18 protein-coding genes are annotated in these 18799 nt (G+C 63.0%); 7 read left to right on the forward strand and 11 right to left on the reverse strand.

Annotated elements, in window-relative coordinates:
* Positions 1-63 precede the first annotated feature (63 nt).
* A complete protein-coding gene (locus tag BPHYT_RS16065) occupies positions 64-1017 on the reverse strand; it encodes an ABC transporter substrate-binding protein (protein ID WP_012434197.1) in 954 nt (317 codons plus the stop codon).
* 113 nt (positions 1018-1130) lie between these two features.
* Positions 1131-2108, reverse strand: coding sequence for an AraC family transcriptional regulator (locus BPHYT_RS16070; RefSeq protein ID WP_012434198.1), 978 nt, complete (start codon positions 2106-2108; stop codon positions 1131-1133).
* 383 nt (positions 2109-2491) lie between these two features.
* Here BPHYT_RS16070 and dalD point away from each other — a divergent pair, with 383 nt between their 5' ends.
* The 3 genes from dalD (at position 2492) to BPHYT_RS16085 (ending at position 6594) form a co-directional block, all read left to right on the forward strand.
* Entirely contained in the window at positions 2492-3904 is a 1413-nt protein-coding gene (gene dalD / locus BPHYT_RS16075; RefSeq protein WP_012434199.1) for a D-arabinitol 4-dehydrogenase, read from the forward strand.
* Positions 3905-4074: 170 nt separating this feature from the next.
* Positions 4075-5556, forward strand: coding sequence for a xylulokinase (xylB, locus tag BPHYT_RS16080; RefSeq protein WP_012434200.1), 1482 nt, complete (start codon positions 4075-4077; stop codon positions 5554-5556).
* 90 nt (positions 5557-5646) lie between these two features.
* Positions 5647-6594: a sugar-binding transcriptional regulator gene (locus tag BPHYT_RS16085; protein WP_041759033.1), complete on the forward strand. Its 948-nt coding sequence runs from the start codon at positions 5647-5649 to the stop codon at positions 6592-6594.
* Positions 6595-6619: 25 nt separating this feature from the next.
* On the opposite strand, the gene BPHYT_RS16090 is transcribed toward BPHYT_RS16085, so the two are convergent.
* From BPHYT_RS16090 to BPHYT_RS16120, 7 genes are all read right to left on the reverse strand, one after another.
* Entirely contained in the window at positions 6620-6916 is a 297-nt protein-coding gene (locus BPHYT_RS16090; protein WP_012434202.1) for a DUF1330 domain-containing protein, read from the reverse strand.
* 57 nt (positions 6917-6973) lie between these two features.
* Positions 6974-8083, reverse strand: a complete 1110-nt coding sequence (locus BPHYT_RS16095; protein ID WP_012434203.1) for an ABC transporter ATP-binding protein — start codon at positions 8081-8083, stop codon at positions 6974-6976.
* A 106-nt stretch (positions 8084-8189) separates the two neighbouring features.
* Entirely contained in the window at positions 8190-8903 is a 714-nt protein-coding gene (locus BPHYT_RS16100; RefSeq protein WP_012434204.1) for an HAD family hydrolase, read from the reverse strand.
* Complete coding sequence (locus tag BPHYT_RS16105; RefSeq protein WP_085966707.1) at positions 8900-9733, reverse strand: carbohydrate ABC transporter permease; 834 nt, start codon at positions 9731-9733, stop codon at positions 8900-8902. Before BPHYT_RS16105 ends, BPHYT_RS16100 begins: the two co-directional genes overlap by 4 nt.
* A 38-nt stretch (positions 9734-9771) precedes the next feature.
* Complete coding sequence (locus BPHYT_RS16110) at positions 9772-10707, reverse strand: carbohydrate ABC transporter permease (RefSeq protein ID WP_012434206.1); 936 nt, start codon at positions 10705-10707, stop codon at positions 9772-9774.
* A gap of 152 nt (positions 10708-10859) precedes the next feature.
* A complete protein-coding gene (locus BPHYT_RS16115) occupies positions 10860-12182 on the reverse strand; it encodes an ABC transporter substrate-binding protein (RefSeq protein WP_012434207.1) in 1323 nt (440 codons plus the stop codon).
* 72 nt (positions 12183-12254) lie between these two features.
* Entirely contained in the window at positions 12255-13037 is a 783-nt protein-coding gene (locus tag BPHYT_RS16120) for an L-iditol 2-dehydrogenase (protein WP_012434208.1), read from the reverse strand.
* A 332-nt stretch (positions 13038-13369) separates the two neighbouring features.
* On the opposite strand from BPHYT_RS16120, the gene BPHYT_RS16125 reads away from it, so the two are divergent.
* Genes BPHYT_RS16125 through BPHYT_RS16140 form a run of 4 tightly spaced genes read left to right on the forward strand, consistent with a single transcriptional unit; the run spans position 13370 to position 16605 of the window.
* The gene (locus BPHYT_RS16125; RefSeq protein ID WP_012434209.1) at positions 13370-13864 is read left to right on the forward strand and encodes a Fur family transcriptional regulator; all 495 of its coding nucleotides are present in this window, start codon (positions 13370-13372) and stop codon (positions 13862-13864) included.
* Between the two features lie 59 nt (positions 13865-13923).
* Positions 13924-14892: a metal ABC transporter solute-binding protein gene (locus tag BPHYT_RS16130; protein ID WP_012434210.1), complete on the forward strand. Its 969-nt coding sequence runs from the start codon at positions 13924-13926 to the stop codon at positions 14890-14892.
* Positions 14889-15830: an ABC transporter ATP-binding protein gene (locus BPHYT_RS16135; RefSeq protein ID WP_012434211.1), complete on the forward strand. Its 942-nt coding sequence runs from the start codon at positions 14889-14891 to the stop codon at positions 15828-15830. Before BPHYT_RS16130 ends, BPHYT_RS16135 begins: the two co-directional genes overlap by 4 nt.
* Positions 15823-16605, forward strand: a complete 783-nt coding sequence (locus tag BPHYT_RS16140; RefSeq protein ID WP_012434212.1) for a metal ABC transporter permease — start codon at positions 15823-15825, stop codon at positions 16603-16605. Before BPHYT_RS16135 ends, BPHYT_RS16140 begins: the two co-directional genes overlap by 8 nt.
* Before the next feature lie 58 nt (positions 16606-16663).
* Here the strand turns inward: BPHYT_RS16140 and fghA are convergent, their stop codons facing one another.
* Both fghA and BPHYT_RS16150 read right to left on the reverse strand, forming a co-directional pair.
* Positions 16664-17515, reverse strand: coding sequence for an S-formylglutathione hydrolase (gene fghA, locus BPHYT_RS16145; protein ID WP_012434213.1), 852 nt, complete (start codon positions 17513-17515; stop codon positions 16664-16666).
* 14 nt (positions 17516-17529) lie between these two features.
* A complete protein-coding gene (locus BPHYT_RS16150) occupies positions 17530-18636 on the reverse strand; it encodes an S-(hydroxymethyl)glutathione dehydrogenase/class III alcohol dehydrogenase (RefSeq protein WP_012434214.1) in 1107 nt (368 codons plus the stop codon).
* Positions 18637-18799 lie beyond the last annotated feature (163 nt).

Consider the following 18799-nt stretch of genomic DNA (forward strand, 5'->3'; position numbering starts at 1 on the left):
TCCTCCTCTGCTGTCCGTTGCCGCGCTTTTCGCTTTTACTCGACGCGACAACGGACATTCGGCTTACCAGCTGAAACCCTTGGCATTGCTCTTGTCGATCATCTTCACGTCGACAGGAATGGTCTTCGGCACATTGGCGCCCCACTTCTTCGCGAGCGCGATGCCGAGTGCAATGCGCACCTGGTCGGCCGGGAATTGCGCGGACGTTTCGACGAACTTCGAATTCGGCTTCTGGATCGCGGCAATCGCTTCCGGCGCGCCGTCGACGCTGGTCAGCTTGATGTCCTTGCCCGACGATTCGATCGCCGAGAGCGCACCCATCGAGCCGCCGTCGTTCACGCTGAACACGCCCTTCAGATTCGGATGCGCCTGAATCATGTTCTCGGTGACGGACAACGCGGTTGCGCGTTCCTGCTTACCGTTCTGCGTATCCACGAGCTTCACGCCGGGCGCTTTCGCGAGCGCCGCCTTGCAGCCCCGCACGCGTTCGAGAATCGGCACGACCGGAATGCCGTCGAGAATCGCCACTTCACCGCTGCCGCCAATCGACTTCGCCAGATACTCGCAAGCCATCTCGCCCGCGTCGTAGTTCTTCGAACCGACGAACGAATCGACCGGACCGTTGGCGTTCGCATCGACGGCGACCACCACCACGCCGGCTTTCTTCGCCGAGGTCACCGCCGACTGGATGCCGGTCGAATCGGTCGGATTCACGAGCAGGATGTCGATCTTCTTCTGCAGCATGTCTTCCACGTCGCTAACCTGCTTGCTGACATCGTGGTGCGCGTCGGTGACGACAACCGTTGCGCCGATGGAAGCAGCCGCGTCGTTCAGCGCTTTTTGCATCGTCACGAAGTACGGGTTGTTCAGCTCCTGAAACGTCATGCCGATTTTCAGCGGCGCGGCTTGCGCAGCCGGCGCGGCGATGAACGACAAGCCGAAAGCGAGCGTCGCCAGTGCCGCCGTGCTGCGTGCGAAAGTCTTCAACGAGGTCGGCTTCGAAAGGGATTGCGTCATGGTTGTCTCCGTTATTAAAAGTGAGCACGTCCCTCACGCTGTCGTGGGACAGCGCGATACGTGTTGAAACGCAGGTGAAATAAAACGCTTCGGCGGTAAGCCTGGGCTTGGGACTACGTCGGTGGATAAGCGGCGGCGCTGCGCGGCAGACCCGGCGCGAGCACGATGGCGGGGGCGTCGTCGATACCCACGCCGCGGGCGGCGGCTTCTTCGGAGGCGTCGCGACTCGCGTCGTTCAGTTGCTGATAGTGACGGAATTTCGAAGGCGCCATGCCCTTTACCGCGAGAAACTGCCGGTTGAAATTCGACAGGTTGTTAAAGCCCGCCTTGAAACAGATATCCGTCACGCTCAGGTCGTCGTCGGTGAGCAACTGGCACGCGAGATTGATTCGCATGCGGTTCACGTACTGCACGAACGGCAGCCCGGTATGACGGCGGAAATAACGCGAGAACGCGCTGACGCTCTGGCCCGCGAGTTGCGCAAGGTCCGACTCGCGCAATTCGTTCGCGAGGTTTTTGCCGATATACGAGAGCACGTGATTGATGCGCGTCGACGCGAAACTGGTTGGATCGGCTTGATAAGCCGGACTCGCGAGCGTCTCGCGATCCTCGGCGTTCATCAGGATTTCGAGCATCGACATGAACAGAACCAGCCGGCGCAGGCCGCGCGCCGCCAGCAATTCGAGGAACAGCGGCTGGATTGCCGCGCTCGTTTGCGCGCCGAACGAGATGCCGCGGCGCGAATCGGCAAGCAGCGCTTCGACTTGACGCCACTCCGGAAAACTGTCGATGCAGCCCGACACGAACTCCTGCCCGAATTGCACGACCAGATTGCGCTGCGCGATGGTCTCGCCCTCCGGCACATCGCTCACCCAGTTGTGCGGCAGGTTCGGCCCCATCAACACGAGATTGCCGGGCGTGTAGTTGCTGATGTGATCGCCGACGAACATCTTGCCGGTGGTCGCCACGATCAGATGTATTTCGTATTCCGGATGAAAGTGCCAGCGCACCGTACGGTACGGATAGCCATGCGACCATACTTTGAACGATTCGTCACGACGTACGGCCACGAGTTCGAGATCGGGTTGCACTGTCTGTCTCCATGAAGCGGCCGCCTCGTGCGCCGCTAGTCTTCGTCTTGTATAGCAAAAGTAGTCTTCCGGCGCGCTATTCACCACTAGAAATGAAACCGCGGACCGATACTTTTTTGCATTCGGGTTAGTCCTGGCGCGGCCAATGTCAAATTTGATGCAATGCAATACGCTCGGCAACACGCGTCCATCACACTGCGGCGGACTACCCATCGCGCCGAAAAGCCCCGCTGCGCGGCGCTGCGCCACAAAAAACCGTACTTTGTCGCCTTGACTTTCGTTTCGCCGGGTACGATCATTCGCTCACATGCAGAGCAAATGCTCCAACCCAAGAAAAAACGCACGCTACGAGCCGTGCGAGCAAGGACATTCAGGAGACGCACATGAACAGCGGGCAAGACAGCGGCGCGGCCGCACACGTGATCCTGCACATCGGCGCGGGATCGTTTCATCGCGCGCATCAGGCGTGGTATCTGCATCGATTGAACGAGGCCAAGGTGGCGGGCGAGCCGCACTGGTCGCTGACGGTCGGCAATATTCGCAGCGACATGAACGCGGTGCTCGAAGCGCTCGCCGCGCAAAACGGCGTCTATACGCTCGAGACCGTGACGCCTCAAGGTGAGCGCGCGTACGAGACGATTCGTTCGATCGAGCGCGTCGTGCCGTGGACCGAAAGTCTCGACGCGCTGATCGAAGCAGGCGCGGACCCGGCCTGCAAGATCATCGCGTTCACCGTCACCGAAGGCGGCTATTACCTCGACGAGCAGGACGAGCTCGACACCGCCAACCCCGATCTCGCAGCCGACCTCGAAGGCGGCCACACCACCATCTACGGCGCGCTGGCCGCGATTCTCGACGCGCGCATGAAAGCCGGCGCGGGCCCGGTCACGCTGCAGACGTGCGACAACCTGCGCAGCAACGGCGAGCGCTTCCACGCGGGCATGAGCGAGTTTCTCGAACGGCGCGGCGCCAGCGAACTGGCGCAATGGTTCGACGACAACACCGCCAGTCCGAGTTCGATGGTCGACCGCATCACACCGCGTCCCACGCCGGACGTGCGCGAGCGTGTCAAGGCCGCCACCGGTGTCGACGACGCCGTTCCGGTCATGGGCGAAGCGTTCATCCAATGGGTGATCGAAGACAACTTTATCGCCGGACGCCCGGCATGGGAAAAAGTCGGCGCGGAACTGGTCGACTCGGTCATGCCGTATGAAGAGGCGAAGATCCGCATTCTCAACGCGACGCATAGCTGCATCGCATGGGCGGGCACGCTGGTCGGGCTGAACTATATTCACGAAGGCACGCTCGACGCGGACATCAACAAGTTCGCCTACGAGTACGTGACCGAAGACGTGATTCCGTGCCTCACGCCGAGTCCGCTCGATCTCGAACGCTATCGTGACGTGGTGCTCGAACGCTTCAGCAATCCTTATATCCAGGACACGAACCAGCGCGTCGCGGCAGATGGCTTTTCCAAGCTGCCCGGATTTATCGCGCCGACGTTGTCGGAATGTTTCGAGCGCGGCGTCACGCCCGCGGCGACGGCCATGCTGCCCGCCCTGTTCTTCCGTTTTCTCGATCGCTGGAACGCCGGCAAGTTGCCCTATACGTATCAGGACGGCGTAATGGATGAGCGTGTCGCGCGTGCTTTCTTCGAGGCGCCCGATCCGTTGAAAGCGTTCGCCGCCGACCGTCTGCTGTGGGGCAGCATGGCGCAGACGCCGGAACTGGAATCGGCGCTGGAAGGCGCCGTGGCGCGCGTCGATGTATGGCTCGCCAAACGCGGCGCGGTTTGAACGCCGCTGACTCGATGATCGACTCGATGATTCATAAGCGCCGCGCACCGCGCGGCATCGAAGCGCGCACGTGCCACGCGAAACCAGGCTCAGCCAGGCTTAATGCGCATGGCACCGCGCGCGATGTGCGGCTAAAGTAGCGCATCTCCAACGACGAAGGTTCCGCGCCCATGTATCTCGGCATCGACCTCGGCACGTCCGAAGTGAAAGTTCTGCTGCTCGCCTCCGACGGACGCGTGATCGGCACTGCAGGCTCACCATTCACCGTTTCGCGCCCGCACCAGCGCTGGGCCGAGCAGAATCCCGAAGATTGGTGGGCTGGTACGCGTACCGCGCTCGCCGCGTTGCGCGCCAAACATCCCGACGAGTTCGCGCAGATTCGCGGCATCGGCCTGTCGGGTCAGATGCACGGCGCCGTGCTGCTGGATGCGCAGGACCGCGTGCTGCGTCCCGCGATCCTGTGGAACGATATGCGCAGCGACAAGGAATGCGCGGAGTTGACCGAGCGCGCGCCGGAGTTGCACAGCGTGGCCGGCAATCTCGCCATGCCCGGTTTCACCGCGCCTAAGCTGCTGTGGGTCGCGCGCCATGAGCCGGAGATTTTTGCGCAGACCGCCTGCGTGTTGCTGCCGAAAGATTACTTGCGCCTGCAACTGACCGGCGGCAAGGTGTCCGATCCATCCGATGCGGCCGGCACGCTGTGGCTCGATGTCGCCAAGCGCGACTGGTCGGACTCGCTGCTCGCGGCCTGCAATATGTCGCGTGCGCAGATGCCGAGTCTTGCCGAAGGCAGCGAGCCGTCCGGCACGCTGCTGCCCTCGGTCGCGCGTGAATTCGGCTTGAGCGACGGCGTAATCGTCGCGGCCGGCGGCGGCGATAACGCCACCAGTGCGATCGGTATCGGCGCGACGCAACCCGGCGACGGCTTCGTTTCACTCGGCACGTCGGGCGTGCTGTGCGTGGTCGGCGACAGCTTCCGGCCGAATCCGGCTTCGGCGGTGCACGCGTTCTGTCACGCGATTCCGGATCGCTGGCATCAGATGAGCGTGGTGCTCTCCGCCGCGAGTTGTCTGCGCTGGGTCTGCAAGCTGACTTCCACTGACGAACCGACCCTGCTCGCCGAAATCGAGGCGCTCCCCGCGGACGCCTTGAACACCGCGCCGCTCTTTCTGCCCTATCTGTCGGGCGAACGCACGCCGCACAACGACCCGTATGCGCAAGGCGTGTTCTTCGGCATGACGCACGCAACGGACCGCGCGCTGCTCGGCTACGCGGTGCTCGAAGGCGTCACGCTTGCACTCACCGACGGCCTCGACGCGCTGCGTGCGGCCGGCACGGAAGCGAAGGCGCTGTCGCTGCTCGGCGGCGGCGCCCGCAGCGACTACTGGGCCCAGTTGCTCGCGGACGCACTCGACACCGCCACCCGCAAGCACGGCGGCGGCGAGACCGGCGCGGCGCTCGGCGCGGCACGCCTTGGCTGGCTGGCCGCCGGCGGCGATCCGGCCACCGTGCTGACCAAGCCGCCGATCGCTAAGGAGTTCACGCCGAACCCGCGCCGCCATGCCGAACTGCGCGCGCGGCTCGAAGCGTATCGCGCGCTCTACCGCCACGTGCGGCCGTTGTTCGACCCCGCGCGGCAACCGCTTGCCTGACCGGCAATCCGCGGCCGGCTTCCGCGCCAGGATTAGTTGAAGCGCGAAGACCGGCTGCTATCATCGGCGCACTTCAAGCGAACCGTCACCGTGCCCAAGTCCACAGAAAAATTAGATCTTGCTACCCGCGCCGCGTGGCTCTATTACGTTGCCGGCAACACCCAGAATGAGATCGCCGAGAAGCTGCAGGTGTCGCGCCCGGTCGCGCAACGGCTGGTCGCCTTCGCGGTGGAAAAGAATCTGATTCGCGTGCGCGTCGATCACAAACTGGCGGACTGCCTGGCGCTCGCCGATCAACTGTCGAAGCGCTACGGTCTGAGCATGTGCGAAGTGGTGCCGATCGACAGCGATACGTCCGATGAGGTCGATCGCAAACTGGCGGTGGCCGGCGCGCAGGTGATGGAGCGCTATCTCGGCGAGGAAAAACCGATGGTGGTCGCGGTGAGCAGCGGCCGGACGCTGAAGGCCGCCGTCGATCAGATCGCACAGCTGGACCGTCCGCAACACCGGCTGGTATCCATGGTCGGCGCGATCGCCCAGGACGGCTCCTCGAACCGCTATGACGTCGCGCTGCACATTTCGGAGAAGACGGGCGGCAAGCATTTTCTGCTGCCCGCGCCGCTGCTCGCCGATAACGAAGCGGAACGCGCGCAGTGGTGCAATCACCGGCTTTATCGGATTGTCGAGTCGCTGTCGGCGCAGGCCGATGTGGCGTTTGTCGGCATTGGCAATATCGGGCCGAAATGCCCGCTGCTCGAAGACGGCTTCATTACATCGGCGGAAGTGAAAGAGTTGACGCAGAACGGCGCGGTGGCTGAAATGCTCGGACTGCCGATCGACGCAGCCGGCGCGCACGTCGAATCGCCGACCGGCCGGCGCGTGACGAGCATCGCGCTCGACTCGCCGCCGCAGCGCCCGACCATCGGTTTCGCCGGCGGGGAGCGCAAACGTGAAGCACTGATCGCCGTGCTCAAAGGCGGCTGGCTCTCGGGATTGGTGACCGACGAATCCTGCGCGAGAGCCGCGCTCGAGGCGTAAGCGGACGGCCTGCGCCAAAGCCGCGCTACATCGCCGTCAGGCCTTCGGTGATGATGATCCGGTATTCCCCGCCCTGCAGACGTGTTTCGCTGACGGCCTGATACTCCGGGCTGCGATACCAGGCAATCGCTTCGTCGTAGCTGGCGAATTCGAGAATCAGGATTTCGTCGATCGGCGGACCTTCCACGACTTCCTTGCGGCCGTGGCTCGCCAGCATCATGACCGGATGCCGCTCGAAGGTTGCGGGTGCAACCTGTTTGTATTCATCCAGTTTCGCGGGGTCAAGCGTTTTCTCGCGCGTAATGACGACGTAGGCGGCCATGAGCGTTTCCGGGGCGTGGTTGAAAGGAAAGCGGCGCGCCCGCCGCTTTCCCAATCGTCACGCGGCCAGCACTTCGACGATCTTACGCTGGAATGCTTTCCCTGCGCTGTCGAACAGGTGGCAATGCTCCGGCGTGGCGCCGAGTTTTTGCGTCTCACCTTTCGTATGACGTTCGAGCGGCGGAATGCGCGCGATCAGTCCGTCCGGCGCGACGCTTGACTCCGCGTACAGATACGCCGCGTCGCCAAGAGACTCGACAGCCATCGTGCGGGCCGAGATGCCGTCTTCGGCCATGCCGACGTGCAGATGCTCGGGGCGAATGCCGACCGTCACCTTGTCGCCCTGCTTCACCGCGGCCGGTTCCACCGCGACGCGCTGCGTCTCGCCGGTTTCGTAGCGCACCGTGACGCCGTCATGCGTGACCGACTGCACCACGCCTTCCATGAAGTTCATTTTCGGCGAACCGATGAATCCCGCGACGAAACGGTTGGCCGGCGCGTGATACAGCATGGTCGGGCTGCCGACCTGCTCCAGATTGCCCGCCGACAGCACCACGATCTTGTCCGCCAGCGTCATCGCCTCGACCTGATCGTGCGTCACGTAAATCATCGTGGTTTTCAGTTCGTCATGCAGACGCGCGAATTCGAGGCGCATTTTCACGCGCAAGGCAGCGTCGAGATTCGACAGCGGTTCGTCGAACAGGAACACCTTCGGCTTGCGTGTAATCGCGCGGCCGATCGCCACGCGCTGACGCTGGCCGCCCGACAACTGCTTCGGCTTGCGATCGAGCAAATGGTCGATGTGCAGGATCTTCGCGGCGTTGCGCACCGCGGCGTCGATTTCCGGCTTCTTGGTGCCGGCGAGTTTCAGGCCGAACGCCATGTTGTCGTACAGCGTCATGTGCGGATACAGCGCGTACGACTGGAACACCATCGCGATGCCGCGCTTGGCGGGCGCCACGTCGTTCACGCGCATGCCGTCGATGGTCAGATCGCCGCCGCTGATATCTTCGAGGCCGGCGATCATCCGCATCAGCGTCGATTTACCGCAACCGCTCGGGCCCACGAACACGACGAACTCGCCGTCCGCGATATCGAGGTTGATGTCGCGCATCACTTCGTTTTCGTCGTACGCCTTCCTGATGTTGCGCAGAGTTACGCTTGCCATGATGTGTCTCCGTGTAATGCTATGTGTTGCTTGTCCGGTATTTCGGTTGCCTGAGTTGTTTGCGACACTCAGGCGGCTACATTGATCCGCTTTCGATGCCGCCCGCTTATGGCGCGGCCGCCGTCGCACTTAGCGTCCATTGCGCGACCAGCTCCGGCAACTGCTGCATGTCGTCGAAGACGTGACGCGCGCCGGCTGCATGCAGCTTGTCAATCTGCGCATCGCTCGCATGACCACCGCCGATGAAACCGAGCACCGTCATGCCCGCCGCAGTGGCGGCCGTCACACCCGTGACGCTGTCCTCCACCACGAGGCACGCCGAGGGCGCGAGTCCGAGACCCTTGGCCGCCGCCAGATAGACGTCGGGCGCGGGCTTCGGATTCGGCACCGCGTCGGCGCAGAACAGGCGGTCGCCGAAAAATCTCACGAGGCCCGTGCGCGTCAGCACCGTTTCCACATACGGGCGAAAGCTGTTGCTCGCGCAGCCTTTGGGGAGCGGCACCTGAGCCAGCGCGGCTTCGATGCCTTCGACCGTCGGCGCCTGCATCGCCGCCGCTTCCACAGCTTGCCGGATCGAATCGATATCCTCGTCGCTGAGGCTTTTGCCGAGCTGCGCCGCGGTGCCTTGCAGCACTTTCTCGATGCGCAGTCCGAGCAGCGGCAGCACGACCGGTTCGACGTCGGTGTCGGGCCAGCGCGCTTCGAGTTCGTGCACCAGCATGCGCGCCGCCACGGCTTCGCTGTCGATCAGCACACCGTCGCAATCGCAGATCAGCGCGAAATTGCCGGCGAGCGTGCTTCCACTCGTGCCTGCCGTCATTTGACCGCCCCAAAGGTAAGGCCGCGCACCAGTTGCTTCTGCGACAGCCAGCCGACGATCAGGATCGGCGCGACCGCCAGCAGCGAAGCGGCGGACAGCTTGGCCCAGAAGAGACCCTCGGGACTCGAATACGACGCAATGAACACGGTCAGCGGAGCGGCGTTCGAACTCGACAGGTTGATGCTCCAGAACGCTTCGTTCCACGACAGGATCACGAGCAGCAGCGCCGTCGATGCGAGTCCCGGCAGCGACATCGGCATCAGCAGATAGACGATTTCCTGCCACGTCGCGGCGCCGTCGATTCGGCCGGCTTCGAGAATGTCACGCGGAATTTCGGCGAAGTACGTGAAGGACATCCATACCGCGATCGGTAAATTGATCAGCGTGTAGACGATCACGAGACCCGACACCGAATCCAGCAGACCGCTGTTTTTCCACAGCAGATAGATCGGCACCAGCACGCCGACCGACGGCATCATCTTGGTCGACAACATCCACAGCAGCACTTTCTGCGTGCGGCGGGTCGGGAAGAACGCCATCGCATACGCGGCCGGCACGGCGAGTATCAGGCACAGAATCGTCACGCCCGCGGAGATGAGTATCGAATTCCACGCGAACGAAAAGTAATTGCTGCGCGCGAACACCTCGCGAAAGCTATCGAGCGTCGGGATGAAAAACAGCGACGACGCATAGGCTTGCTGCTCCGTCTTGAATGCGGTAATCGTCATCCAGAAGATCGGGAAGAACAGCAGCAGAGCGACGAGCCAGGCGATCACGCCGGGAATGCCGCGTCGGATCGCGGCGAACGGCGACTTCGCCGGCACCGTCATGGCAGTCGGGTTCGACACCGGGGTAGAGGCAACCTGGCTCATTTTTCGTACTCCCCTTTAAGGTTCTTCGCGAGCATCCGCACCAGGAAGAACGACACGATATTGGCCAGCACGACAGCGAGAATGCCGCCCGCCGAAGCGAGACCGACGTCGAACTGTTGCAGGCCCAACGAATAGATCAGGTACGACAGGTTGGTGGTCGCGGTGCCCGGACCGCCGCCCGTGGTCGTGTAGATTTCGGCGAAGATCGACAGCAGGAAAATCGTTTCCATCATCACCACCACCGCAATGGCCCGCTTCAGGTGAGGCAGCGTGATGTAGAAGAACATCGAGAACGGACCCGCGCCGTCGATGCGCGCCGCCTCCTTCTGCTCCTGATCGAGCGACTGGATCGCCGTGAACAGAATCAGGAAAGCAAAGGGCAGCCACTGCCACGCGACGATCATGATCACTGCCGTCAGCGGATATTCGGCGAACCAGTCGATCGGTTGCATGCCCATGGCGCGCATGCCCTGCGCGATCAGCCCGTACACCGGATGCAGGATCATGTTCTTCCAGATCAGCGCGCTCACGGTCGGCATCACGAAGAACGGCGCGATGGCGAGCAGCCGCGCGATCCCCTGGCCGTAGAACTTGCGGTCGAACAGTATCGCCATCAGCACGCCGCCCACCACCGTGATCACGAGCACCGAGATGATCAGTTCGAGTGTGTGACCGATCGAAGGGCCGAACGACGGATCGCTGGCAAGATATTTATAGTTGTCGAAACCCGCGAAGCCTTTCAGATCCGGATTCAACAGGTTGTAACGCGAGAACGAAAACCAGATCGTCATCGCGAGCGGAATCGCCATCCACAGCACGAGCACCGCGACCGAAGGCGTGGCTAGCCAGCGGGCGGAATTGGCTTTGCGGGTTTCACGTTCTTTTTCTGTCTGGGGATGGGCGTGCATGATAGGTAGGCGCAGAGGACGCATGATTGACCACCTGTTCGGTAATGCGCGGACCGCCGCCCGAAGCCGCGACGACACCCTACGATGTCGCGGCGCACGTGTGGCGGAACGGCCCGCTGTGCCGCGTAAGCCGGCTGACGGGCGTCAGCCGGCGCGTGCCACGTAACGGCCGTGGCTTACTTCTGATAGCCGGCCTGTTTCACCGCGCGATCCGCAGTGGCGTTGCCAGCTGCCAGCGCCTGATCGATCGTCATCTGACCGGCAATCGCGCCGGAGATGCTCTGACCCACCACGGTGCCGAACGACTGGAACTCAGGAATCCCGACGAACTGCACACCGGTGTACGGCACCGGCTTGAGCGTCGGATGCTCCGGATCCGCCGTTTCGATCGCCTTCAGCACGAAGTCGCCGAACGGTGCTGCCTGCTTGTACTCGGCGCGCGCGTAGGTGGATTTACGCGTTCCCGGCGGCACCGAGGCCCAGCCTTCGTCCTTCGCGACCAGTTCGATGTACTGCTTCGACGTGGCCCACGTGATGAACTTCTTGGCCGCGTCAGCCTGCTTCGACGACTTCGGAATCGCCAGCGCCCAGGCCCACAGCCAATGCGAACCCTTCGGCGTGACCGCGACCGGCGCCGCCGCAAAACCGACCTTGTCGGCGATCTGCGATTGCTGCTTGTTGTAGAGCATGCCGGCTGCCACCGTGGCGTCGATCCACATCGCGCACTTGCCGGAGGACATCAGCGTCAGGTTCTCGTTGAAGCCATTCGAGCTCGCTCCCGGAGGGCCGTCCTTCTTTAGCAGGTCGACATAGAAGGTCATCGCCTTTTTCCATTCCGGCGAAGTGAGCTGCGCGTTCCACTTCTCGTCGAACCAGCGGCCGCCGAAGGTGTTCACCACCGTCGTGCCGTAAGCCATGTTTTCGCCCCAGCCCGCCTTGCCACGCAGACAGATGCCGTAAATGCCATTGGCTTTGTCGGTGAGCTTGTCGGCGAACTGCTTGATCTGGTCGTAAGTGGGCTGGTCGGGCATCTTCAGGCCGGCCTTCTCGAACAGATCCTTGCGGTAATACGTCATCGAGCTTTCGACGTAGAACGGCAGCGCATACAACTGGCCGCCGCTCGAGAGGCCGTCGCGGGCCGTCTTCACGACGTCGTTCAGATCGTAATCAGCGGGCAGGTTCGTGAGCGGCGTGAGCCAGCCGCGCTTGCCCCATTGCGGCGTTTCGTACGCGCCGATCGTCATCACGTCGAACTGGCCGCTGCCGGTCGTGATGTCGGTCGTGGCGCGTTGACGCAGCACGTTTTCTTCGAGAATCACCCAGTTCAGCTTGATGTCCGGATTCGCCTTTTCGAATTCGGGCGAGAGTTTCTTCAACTCGATCATGTCCGGATTGTTCAGCGTGGCGATCGTCACCGTCGCCGCCGACGCGCTCAATGCAAAGCATGCGACAGCGCCGGCACTGACCGCTTTTAGCGTGGATTTGAGGGCTGGCTTCATGTGTTGTCTCCTTTCTCGTACGTTATGTAGTGCAGCGTTTGTTCTACGAAAATGACGATGAACGGCGCGGGTTTAGCTCATCCAGTTGCCGCCGTCGACGTTCAGGGTTTGCGCGGTGATGTAGTCGGCATCCGCCGATGCGAGGAACAAAGCGGCGCCGGTCAGATCGTCCGGCACACCCATGCGGCCAAGCGGCACCGCTTCGCCGACAAGGCGTTTCTTCTCGCCGAGCGGGCGGTTTTCATAGCGAGCGAAGAGCGCATCGACTTCGTTCCACATCGGCGTATCGACGACACCCGGCGCGATGCCATTCACGTTGATCTTGTGCGGCGCAAGCGCCAATGCCGCGGATTGCGTGTAGCTGAGCACGGCGGCTTTGGTCGCGCAGTAGTGCGACACGAGCGCCTCGCCGCGCCGCCCGGCTTGCGACGACATATTGATGATCTTGCCGCCGCAGCCCTGCTCGACCATCTTTTGCGCCACGGCTTGCATCAGGAAGAACATGCCCTTCACGTTGACCGCGAAGAGGCGGTCGAACACGTCCCAGGATTCTTCGAGAATCGGGCGCATGTCGAACAGCGCCGCGTTGTTGAAGAGAATGTCGATTTGCCCGAAGCGCTCCAGCGTGCTCGCCACGATGCGCTGGATGTCGTCGCGCCGCGTGACATCGGCGCTCACGGTCAGCACGCGATCGCCGTAAGTGGCGCGCAGCGAGTCTCCAAAACTGTCGGCCGGCTTCACGTCGACCAGCACGCAGCGCGCGCCTTCGTCCAGATATCGCCGCGCCACGGCTTCACCGATTCCGCTTGCCGCGCCCGTCAGAATGGCCACCTTGTCTTGCAATCGTGCCGCCACTGCTCGTCTCCGGTTCGTTTCGCTTTTTGAGGCGCGGTGAGCGAACGCTCATCGCGCGAACAATTGCTCTGTTAGTGATCGAATGATCGGATACGCACCGGGTCATGTCAAGGCGCCCGAGCAGATTTCGATGGTGCAGCGCGGCAGGATTCCGGCACCCCTCATCCACCCCGAACAACACTAGTACGAGAAATCGAAGACAGCCAATCTGCTTTCTGCTCGCCCCGCTGCCAAAATTTCGAGATACGTTATATCATTGCGACCTCGCTTCGCTTTCGAAGCCGATGGGTTGTGATTTCGCTTGATTGCCGTTTCGTCAGGAGCCTGCGCCGATGGCCACATCCACTGCAGAAAACCGTGCCGTGCGCCTCGCGCATGCCGAAGCGCATGCCGCGTTGCACGGGCTCGCGCTGACGCCGCTGCGTCGTCAGGTGTATGCGGCGATCGTCGCCAGCGAGCGGCCGGTCGGCGCTTATGAATTGCTGGATGCGCTCGAGCCGGCACGCGGCCGTGTGCCGCCGACAACCGTATATCGCGCGCTGGATTTTCTGCTCGCGCATGGCTTCGTGCATCGGATCGAGTCGAAGAACGCGTTCGTGGCCTGCTGCGAAGTCGGCGTGCCGCATCGCAGCCAGTTTCTGATGTGTGACGGCTGCGGCGCGACCGTCGAAATTCCCGGTGACGACCTCGCCGAACAGTTGTCGCATAGCGCGCCGGCACATGGTTTCGAAGTGCATCGGCAGGTGATCGAACTGAGCGGTCTATGCGCGCTGTGTGCTCGCGCGGCGCGGCCCGCGGGTGCTTCAGCCGCCATGAAGCCGGCATAACGCACACGTCCCTCATAACGTCAGTGGTTCATTCAACTCTCACGCAGCAGGACACAACAATGAAGAAATTCGGCTCGATGTTCAACGGGGCGCAGCGTGCGCTGAAGCTGTCGAAGTACGTCGCGGTAAGCGCCGCCGTCTTCGCGTTCGGCCACGCCGCGATGGCCGCGGATGCAAAAATCCCCGTGGTCGCGGCGGAGAATTTTTACGGCGACGTGGTGCAGCAACTCGGCGGCGATCGCGTCGACGTGACGAGCATCCTCAGCAATCCGGACCAGGACCCGCATCTGTTCGAAGCGAGCCCGAAGACCGCGCGTGCGTTGCAGCATGCGAGCCTTGTGGTCTACAACGGCGCCGACTACGATCCGTGGATGGCAAAATTGTTGGCGGCGTCGAAGGGCGCGAAGCGCGTGACGATCGTCGCAGCCGATCTCGTCGGCAAGAAAGGCGGCGACAATCCGCACCTCTGGTACGACCCGGCGACCATGCCGAAAGTGGCGCGCGCGGTGAGCGAGGCGCTCGTCGCGGCTGACCCGGCGCACAAGTCGGCGTACGATGCGAACCTCGCGAAGTTTCTCGATTCGCTGAAACCGGTGGACGCCAAGGTCGCCGAGCTGCATGGCCGCTACGCGGGCGTGCCGGTGACGGCAACCGAACCGGTGTTCGGCTACATGTCCGACGCGGTGGGCCTGAGCATGCGCAACCTGCGCTTCCAGCTCGCCACCATGAACGACACCGAAGCCAGCGCGGCCGATATCGCCGCGTTCGAACGCGACCTGCGCGAAAAGCGCGTGCGTGTTCTGATCTATAACAGCCAGGCAACCGAGGCCCTGACCAAACGCATGTTGAAGCTCGCGCAGCAATCGAAGGTGCCGACCATGAGCGTTACCGAGACCGAACCGGCCGGCAAGACCTATCAGACGTGGATGCTGACGCAGCTTGACGCGCTGGGCACGGCGCTGGCCTCGGGCGATGCGAACGGCGCCAATGCGGCTGCGGCTTCAGGTGCGAAAGGAAAAACCCCATGACCCAGACTGGCCGCGGCGCGCCAGCGCGTGTGCCCAGCACCGCACCCGTGCTCGAACTCGAACACGTCACGCTCGAACTCGGCGACCGCACGATTCTGCGCGATACCGGTTTCGTGGTGAACCAGGGCGAATTTATCGGCGTGCTCGGGCCCAACGGCGCGGGCAAGACGACGCTGATGCGCGCCGTGCTCGGTCTCGTGCCTGCCGCTCAGGGCGCGATCCGCGTGCTGGGACAACCGGTCGAGCGCGGCAACGCGTCGATCGGCTATATGCCGCAAACGCGCACTGCCTTGGCCGGACGCCGCGTGCGTGGCCGCGATTTCGTCGCGATGGCCGCCGACGGCCATCGCTGGGGTCTGCCGCATGCGGACGCCGCCACGCGCGCCGATGTCGAACGTGTGCTGGATCTGGTGGGCGGCCGCAAACTGGCCGAGCGGCCGTTGTCGGAACTATCGGGCGGCGAGCGTCAGCGGCTGTTGCTCGCGCAGTGCCTGCTCGGCAACCCGAAGCTGCTGTTGCTCGACGAGCCGTTGATCAGCCTCGATCCGCATCATCAGAAGAGCGTGGTCGAACTGGTGCGGCGCGTGCAACAGGAACTCGGCATCGCCGTGCTGTTTTCGGCGCATGAACTGAACCCGCTGCTGCACGCGCTCGATCGCGTGCTGTATCTCGGCAGCGGCGTGGCGGCGCTCGGCACCGTCGACGAAGTAATCACGCGACCGGTCCTGTCGCGCCTCTACGGCTCGCCGATCGACGTGATGCGCGTGAATGGCCGCATCTTCGTGATGTCCGGCGATGTGGAAGTGGAAAAGCACGATCACGAGCACGAACACGACGAGAACGGCGGCCACAGCCACTCGCATTCCCATTCGCATGGCCACGCGCACGGCCACTCACATCAGCACGACTCACGCGACGGACACAAGCACGATGTTTGAATACGATTTCATGGTGAACGCATTCGCGGCGTCGGGGATCGTCGCGGTGCTGGCCGGCGTGGTGGGCTATTTTCTGGTGATGCGCGGACAGACCTTCGCGGGCCACGCGCTCTCGCACGTCGGCTTCACTGGCGCGACCGGCGCGGTGCTGATCGGCATCTCGCCGATCTGGGGGATGATCGGCTTCACGCTCGCGGCGGGCGTCGGCATGGGCGCGCTCGGCGAACGTCTCGCCGGACGCGACGTGGCGATCGGCGTCATCCTCTCGTTGTCGCTCGGTTTCGGCTTGCTGTTTCTGCACTTCTTCACGGCGTACGCGACTCAGGTCACCGCACTGCTGTTCGGCAACGTGCTCGGTGTGAATACGTCGACGCTCGGCGTACTGGCGGGCCTGGGCGTCGTGAGTCTGCTGGCGCTCGCGGCGATCATGCGGCCGTTGCTGTTCGCGTCGTTGCAGCCGGAACTGGCCGAAGCCAAGGGGGTGTCGTTGCGCCTCGTGTCCGTGCTGTTTCTCGCAATCGCGGCGCTCGCCGTGGCGGCGTGCACGCAGATCGTCGGCGTGCTGCTGGTGTTCACGCTGATGGTCGGCCCGGCCGCCGCTGCGCAGAACATGACAACGCGCCTTTCAGCGGGTCTCGTGCTCGCCGCGGTGTTCGCGCTGCTGCAGGCGTGGCTCGGTTTGACGCTCGCGTTCTATACCGATTGGCCGACGAGCTTCTGGATCACCGTGCTGTCGGCGGTGGTGTACGGCGGGAGTTTGTTGAGACGGCATTGAGTCTTTAGGGACGATGGCGGCGTCGCATCTGCATACCGCCATCGTTGTCCTGCGAAACTCAGCCGAGCAGCACCTTCGCGTGATGCGCGAGGTGATCCTCGACGAACGTCGAGATGAAGTAATAGCCGTGGTCGTAGCCCGCATGACGGCGCAACGTCAGCGGTTGACCTGCGGCCTGGCAAGCGGCTTCGAACACATCCGGATTCAGTTGCTCCGCGAGGAACTGATCCGCGAGCCCCTGATCGACCAGAATCCCTTCCGAGAACTTGCGCGACGTACGCGCGACCAGTTCGCTCGCGTCGTACTGTTTCCACGCTTCGCGGTCGTCGCCCAGATAGCCGCTGAACGCTTTTTCGCCCCACGGGCAACGCGTCGGCGCGGCGATCGGCGCGAACGCCGACACCGACCGATAAATCTCCGGATTGCGCAACGCGAGCATCAACGCGCCGTGGCCGCCCATCGAATGCCCGAAGACGCCCAGACGCGCGCCGTCCACCGGCAAATTCGCGAGCACCATTTCACGCAGTTCGTCCCGCACGTATGAGTACATCCGGTAGTGCTGCGCCCACGGCTGCTGCGTGGCATCGACGTAAAAGCCCGCGCCCACGCCGAAGTCCCACGCCGCGCTTTCGCCCGGCACGCCCGCGCCGCGCGGACTCGTATCCGGCGCGATCAACGCAATGCCGTGCTGCGCGGCGAAACGTTGCGCGCCGGCTTTGACCGGAAAGGTTTCTTCCGTGCAAGTGAGGCCCGCGAGATAGAACAGCGCGGGCACGTTCGCGTTGGCCTGCAGGGCCTGCGGCGGCAGATAGATCGAGAAGCGCATCGACAGGCCGATGGTCTGCGAGTCGTGCCGATAGATGCGCTGCTCGCCGCCATGACAGGCATGCGACGACAAGAGTTCGAGCATGAGGAAGCTCCGGTTCAGTACAGCACGACCGAGCGGATCGACTCGCCCTTCTTCATCAGATCGAAGCCCTCGTTGATGCGCTCGAGCGGCAGACGGTGCGTGATCAGATCGTCGATATTGATCTTGCCTTCCATGTACCAGTCGACAATCTTCGGCACATCGGTGCGGCCGCGCGCGCCGCCGAATGCCGAGCCTTTCCACTCGCGGCCCGTCACCAGTTGGAACGGACGCGTGCTGATCTCTTCGCCCGCCGCCGCCACGCCGATGATGAACGACTGGCCCCAGCCCTTGTGCGTGCATTCGAGCGCCTGACGCATCACCTTCGTGTTACCGATACATTCGAACGAGTAGTCCGCGCCGCCATCGGTGAGTTGCACGATGTGATCGACCACGTTTTCGACTTCGTTCGGGTTGACGAAGTGCGTCATGCCGAATTTCTTCGCCAGTTCGACACGGCCCGGATTGATATCCACACCGATGATCTTGTCCGCGCCGACCATCTTCGCGCCCTGGATCACATTCAAACCGATGCCGCCGAGACCGAACACCACGACATTCGCGCCCGCCTCGACCTTCGCCGAATACACGACCGCACCGACACCCGTCGTCACACCGCAACCGATGTAGCAGATCTTGTCGAACGGCGCGTCTTCGCGCACTTTCGCCACCGCGATTTCCGGCACGACGATGTAGTTCGAAAACGTCGACGTGCCCATGTAGTGAAACAGCGGCTTGCCGTCGAGAGAGAAGCGCGAGGTCGAGTCAGGCATCAAACCCTTGCCCTGCGTTGAACGGATTGCCTGACAAAGATTCGTCTTGCGCGACAGGCAGAACTTGCACTGGCGGCATTCCGGCGTATAGAGCGGAATGACGTGATCGCCCTTCTTCAGCGTGCCGACGCCGGGGCCGGTATCGACGATCACGCCCGCGCCTTCGTGCCCGAGAATGGCCGGAAAGATGCCTTCGGGGTCCGCGCCGGAGAGCGTGTAGTAATCGGTATGGCAGATACCCGTGGCCTTCACTTCGATCAGGACTTCACCGGCACGCGGCCCTTCCAGATCGACTTCTTCGATCGTCAACGGCGCGCCGGCTTTCCATGCGATTGCTGCTTTGGTCTTCATCGTCAATGCTCCTGTAATCCTGTGAGTCTGTCGAGGCACGGCGCGTCGCGGCGGACTGCGTTGCGGCGCGCATGTGTTGCGATTCGGTGCTGCGTTGGTTCGTGCGTCTCATGCGAGCACGTCATCATTGTCGTTCGGCGCACTGCGCCGACTCATACGTTAG

The organism is Paraburkholderia phytofirmans PsJN (assembly GCF_000020125.1).
In the GTDB taxonomy this organism is placed as follows: Bacteria; Pseudomonadota; Gammaproteobacteria; order Burkholderiales; family Burkholderiaceae; genus Paraburkholderia; species Paraburkholderia phytofirmans.

Coding starts and splice junctions, on each gene's coding strand:
- BPHYT_RS16095 (WP_012434203.1), bottom strand. CDS start 8,083: ATGGCAAGCGTAACTCTGCGCAACATCAGGAAGGCGTACGACGAAAAC.
- BPHYT_RS16110 (WP_012434206.1), bottom strand. CDS start 10,707: ATGCGTCCTCTGCGCCTACCTATCATGCACGCCCATCCCCAGACAGAA.
- BPHYT_RS16130 (WP_012434210.1), top strand. CDS start 13,924: ATGAAGAAATTCGGCTCGATGTTCAACGGGGCGCAGCGTGCGCTGAAG.
- BPHYT_RS16100 (WP_012434204.1), bottom strand. CDS start 8,903: ATGACGGCAGGCACGAGTGGAAGCACGCTCGCCGGCAATTTCGCGCTG.
- BPHYT_RS16105 (WP_085966707.1), bottom strand. CDS start 9,733: ATGACGGTGCCGGCGAAGTCGCCGTTCGCCGCGATCCGACGCGGCATT.
- fghA (WP_012434213.1), bottom strand. CDS start 17,515: ATGCTCGAACTCTTGTCGTCGCATGCCTGTCATGGCGGCGAGCAGCGC.
- BPHYT_RS16090 (WP_012434202.1), bottom strand. CDS start 6,916: ATGGCCGCCTACGTCGTCATTACGCGCGAGAAAACGCTTGACCCCGCG.
- BPHYT_RS16125 (WP_012434209.1), top strand. CDS start 13,370: ATGGCCACATCCACTGCAGAAAACCGTGCCGTGCGCCTCGCGCATGCC.
- BPHYT_RS16115 (WP_012434207.1), bottom strand. CDS start 12,182: ATGAAGCCAGCCCTCAAATCCACGCTAAAAGCGGTCAGTGCCGGCGCT.
- BPHYT_RS16140 (WP_012434212.1), top strand. CDS start 15,823: ATGTTTGAATACGATTTCATGGTGAACGCATTCGCGGCGTCGGGGATC.
- BPHYT_RS16150 (WP_012434214.1), bottom strand. CDS start 18,636: ATGAAGACCAAAGCAGCAATCGCATGGAAAGCCGGCGCGCCGTTGACG.
- BPHYT_RS16065 (WP_012434197.1), bottom strand. CDS start 1,017: ATGACGCAATCCCTTTCGAAGCCGACCTCGTTGAAGACTTTCGCACGC.
- dalD (WP_012434199.1), top strand. CDS start 2,492: ATGAACAGCGGGCAAGACAGCGGCGCGGCCGCACACGTGATCCTGCAC.
- xylB (WP_012434200.1), top strand. CDS start 4,075: ATGTATCTCGGCATCGACCTCGGCACGTCCGAAGTGAAAGTTCTGCTG.
- BPHYT_RS16135 (WP_012434211.1), top strand. CDS start 14,889: ATGACCCAGACTGGCCGCGGCGCGCCAGCGCGTGTGCCCAGCACCGCA.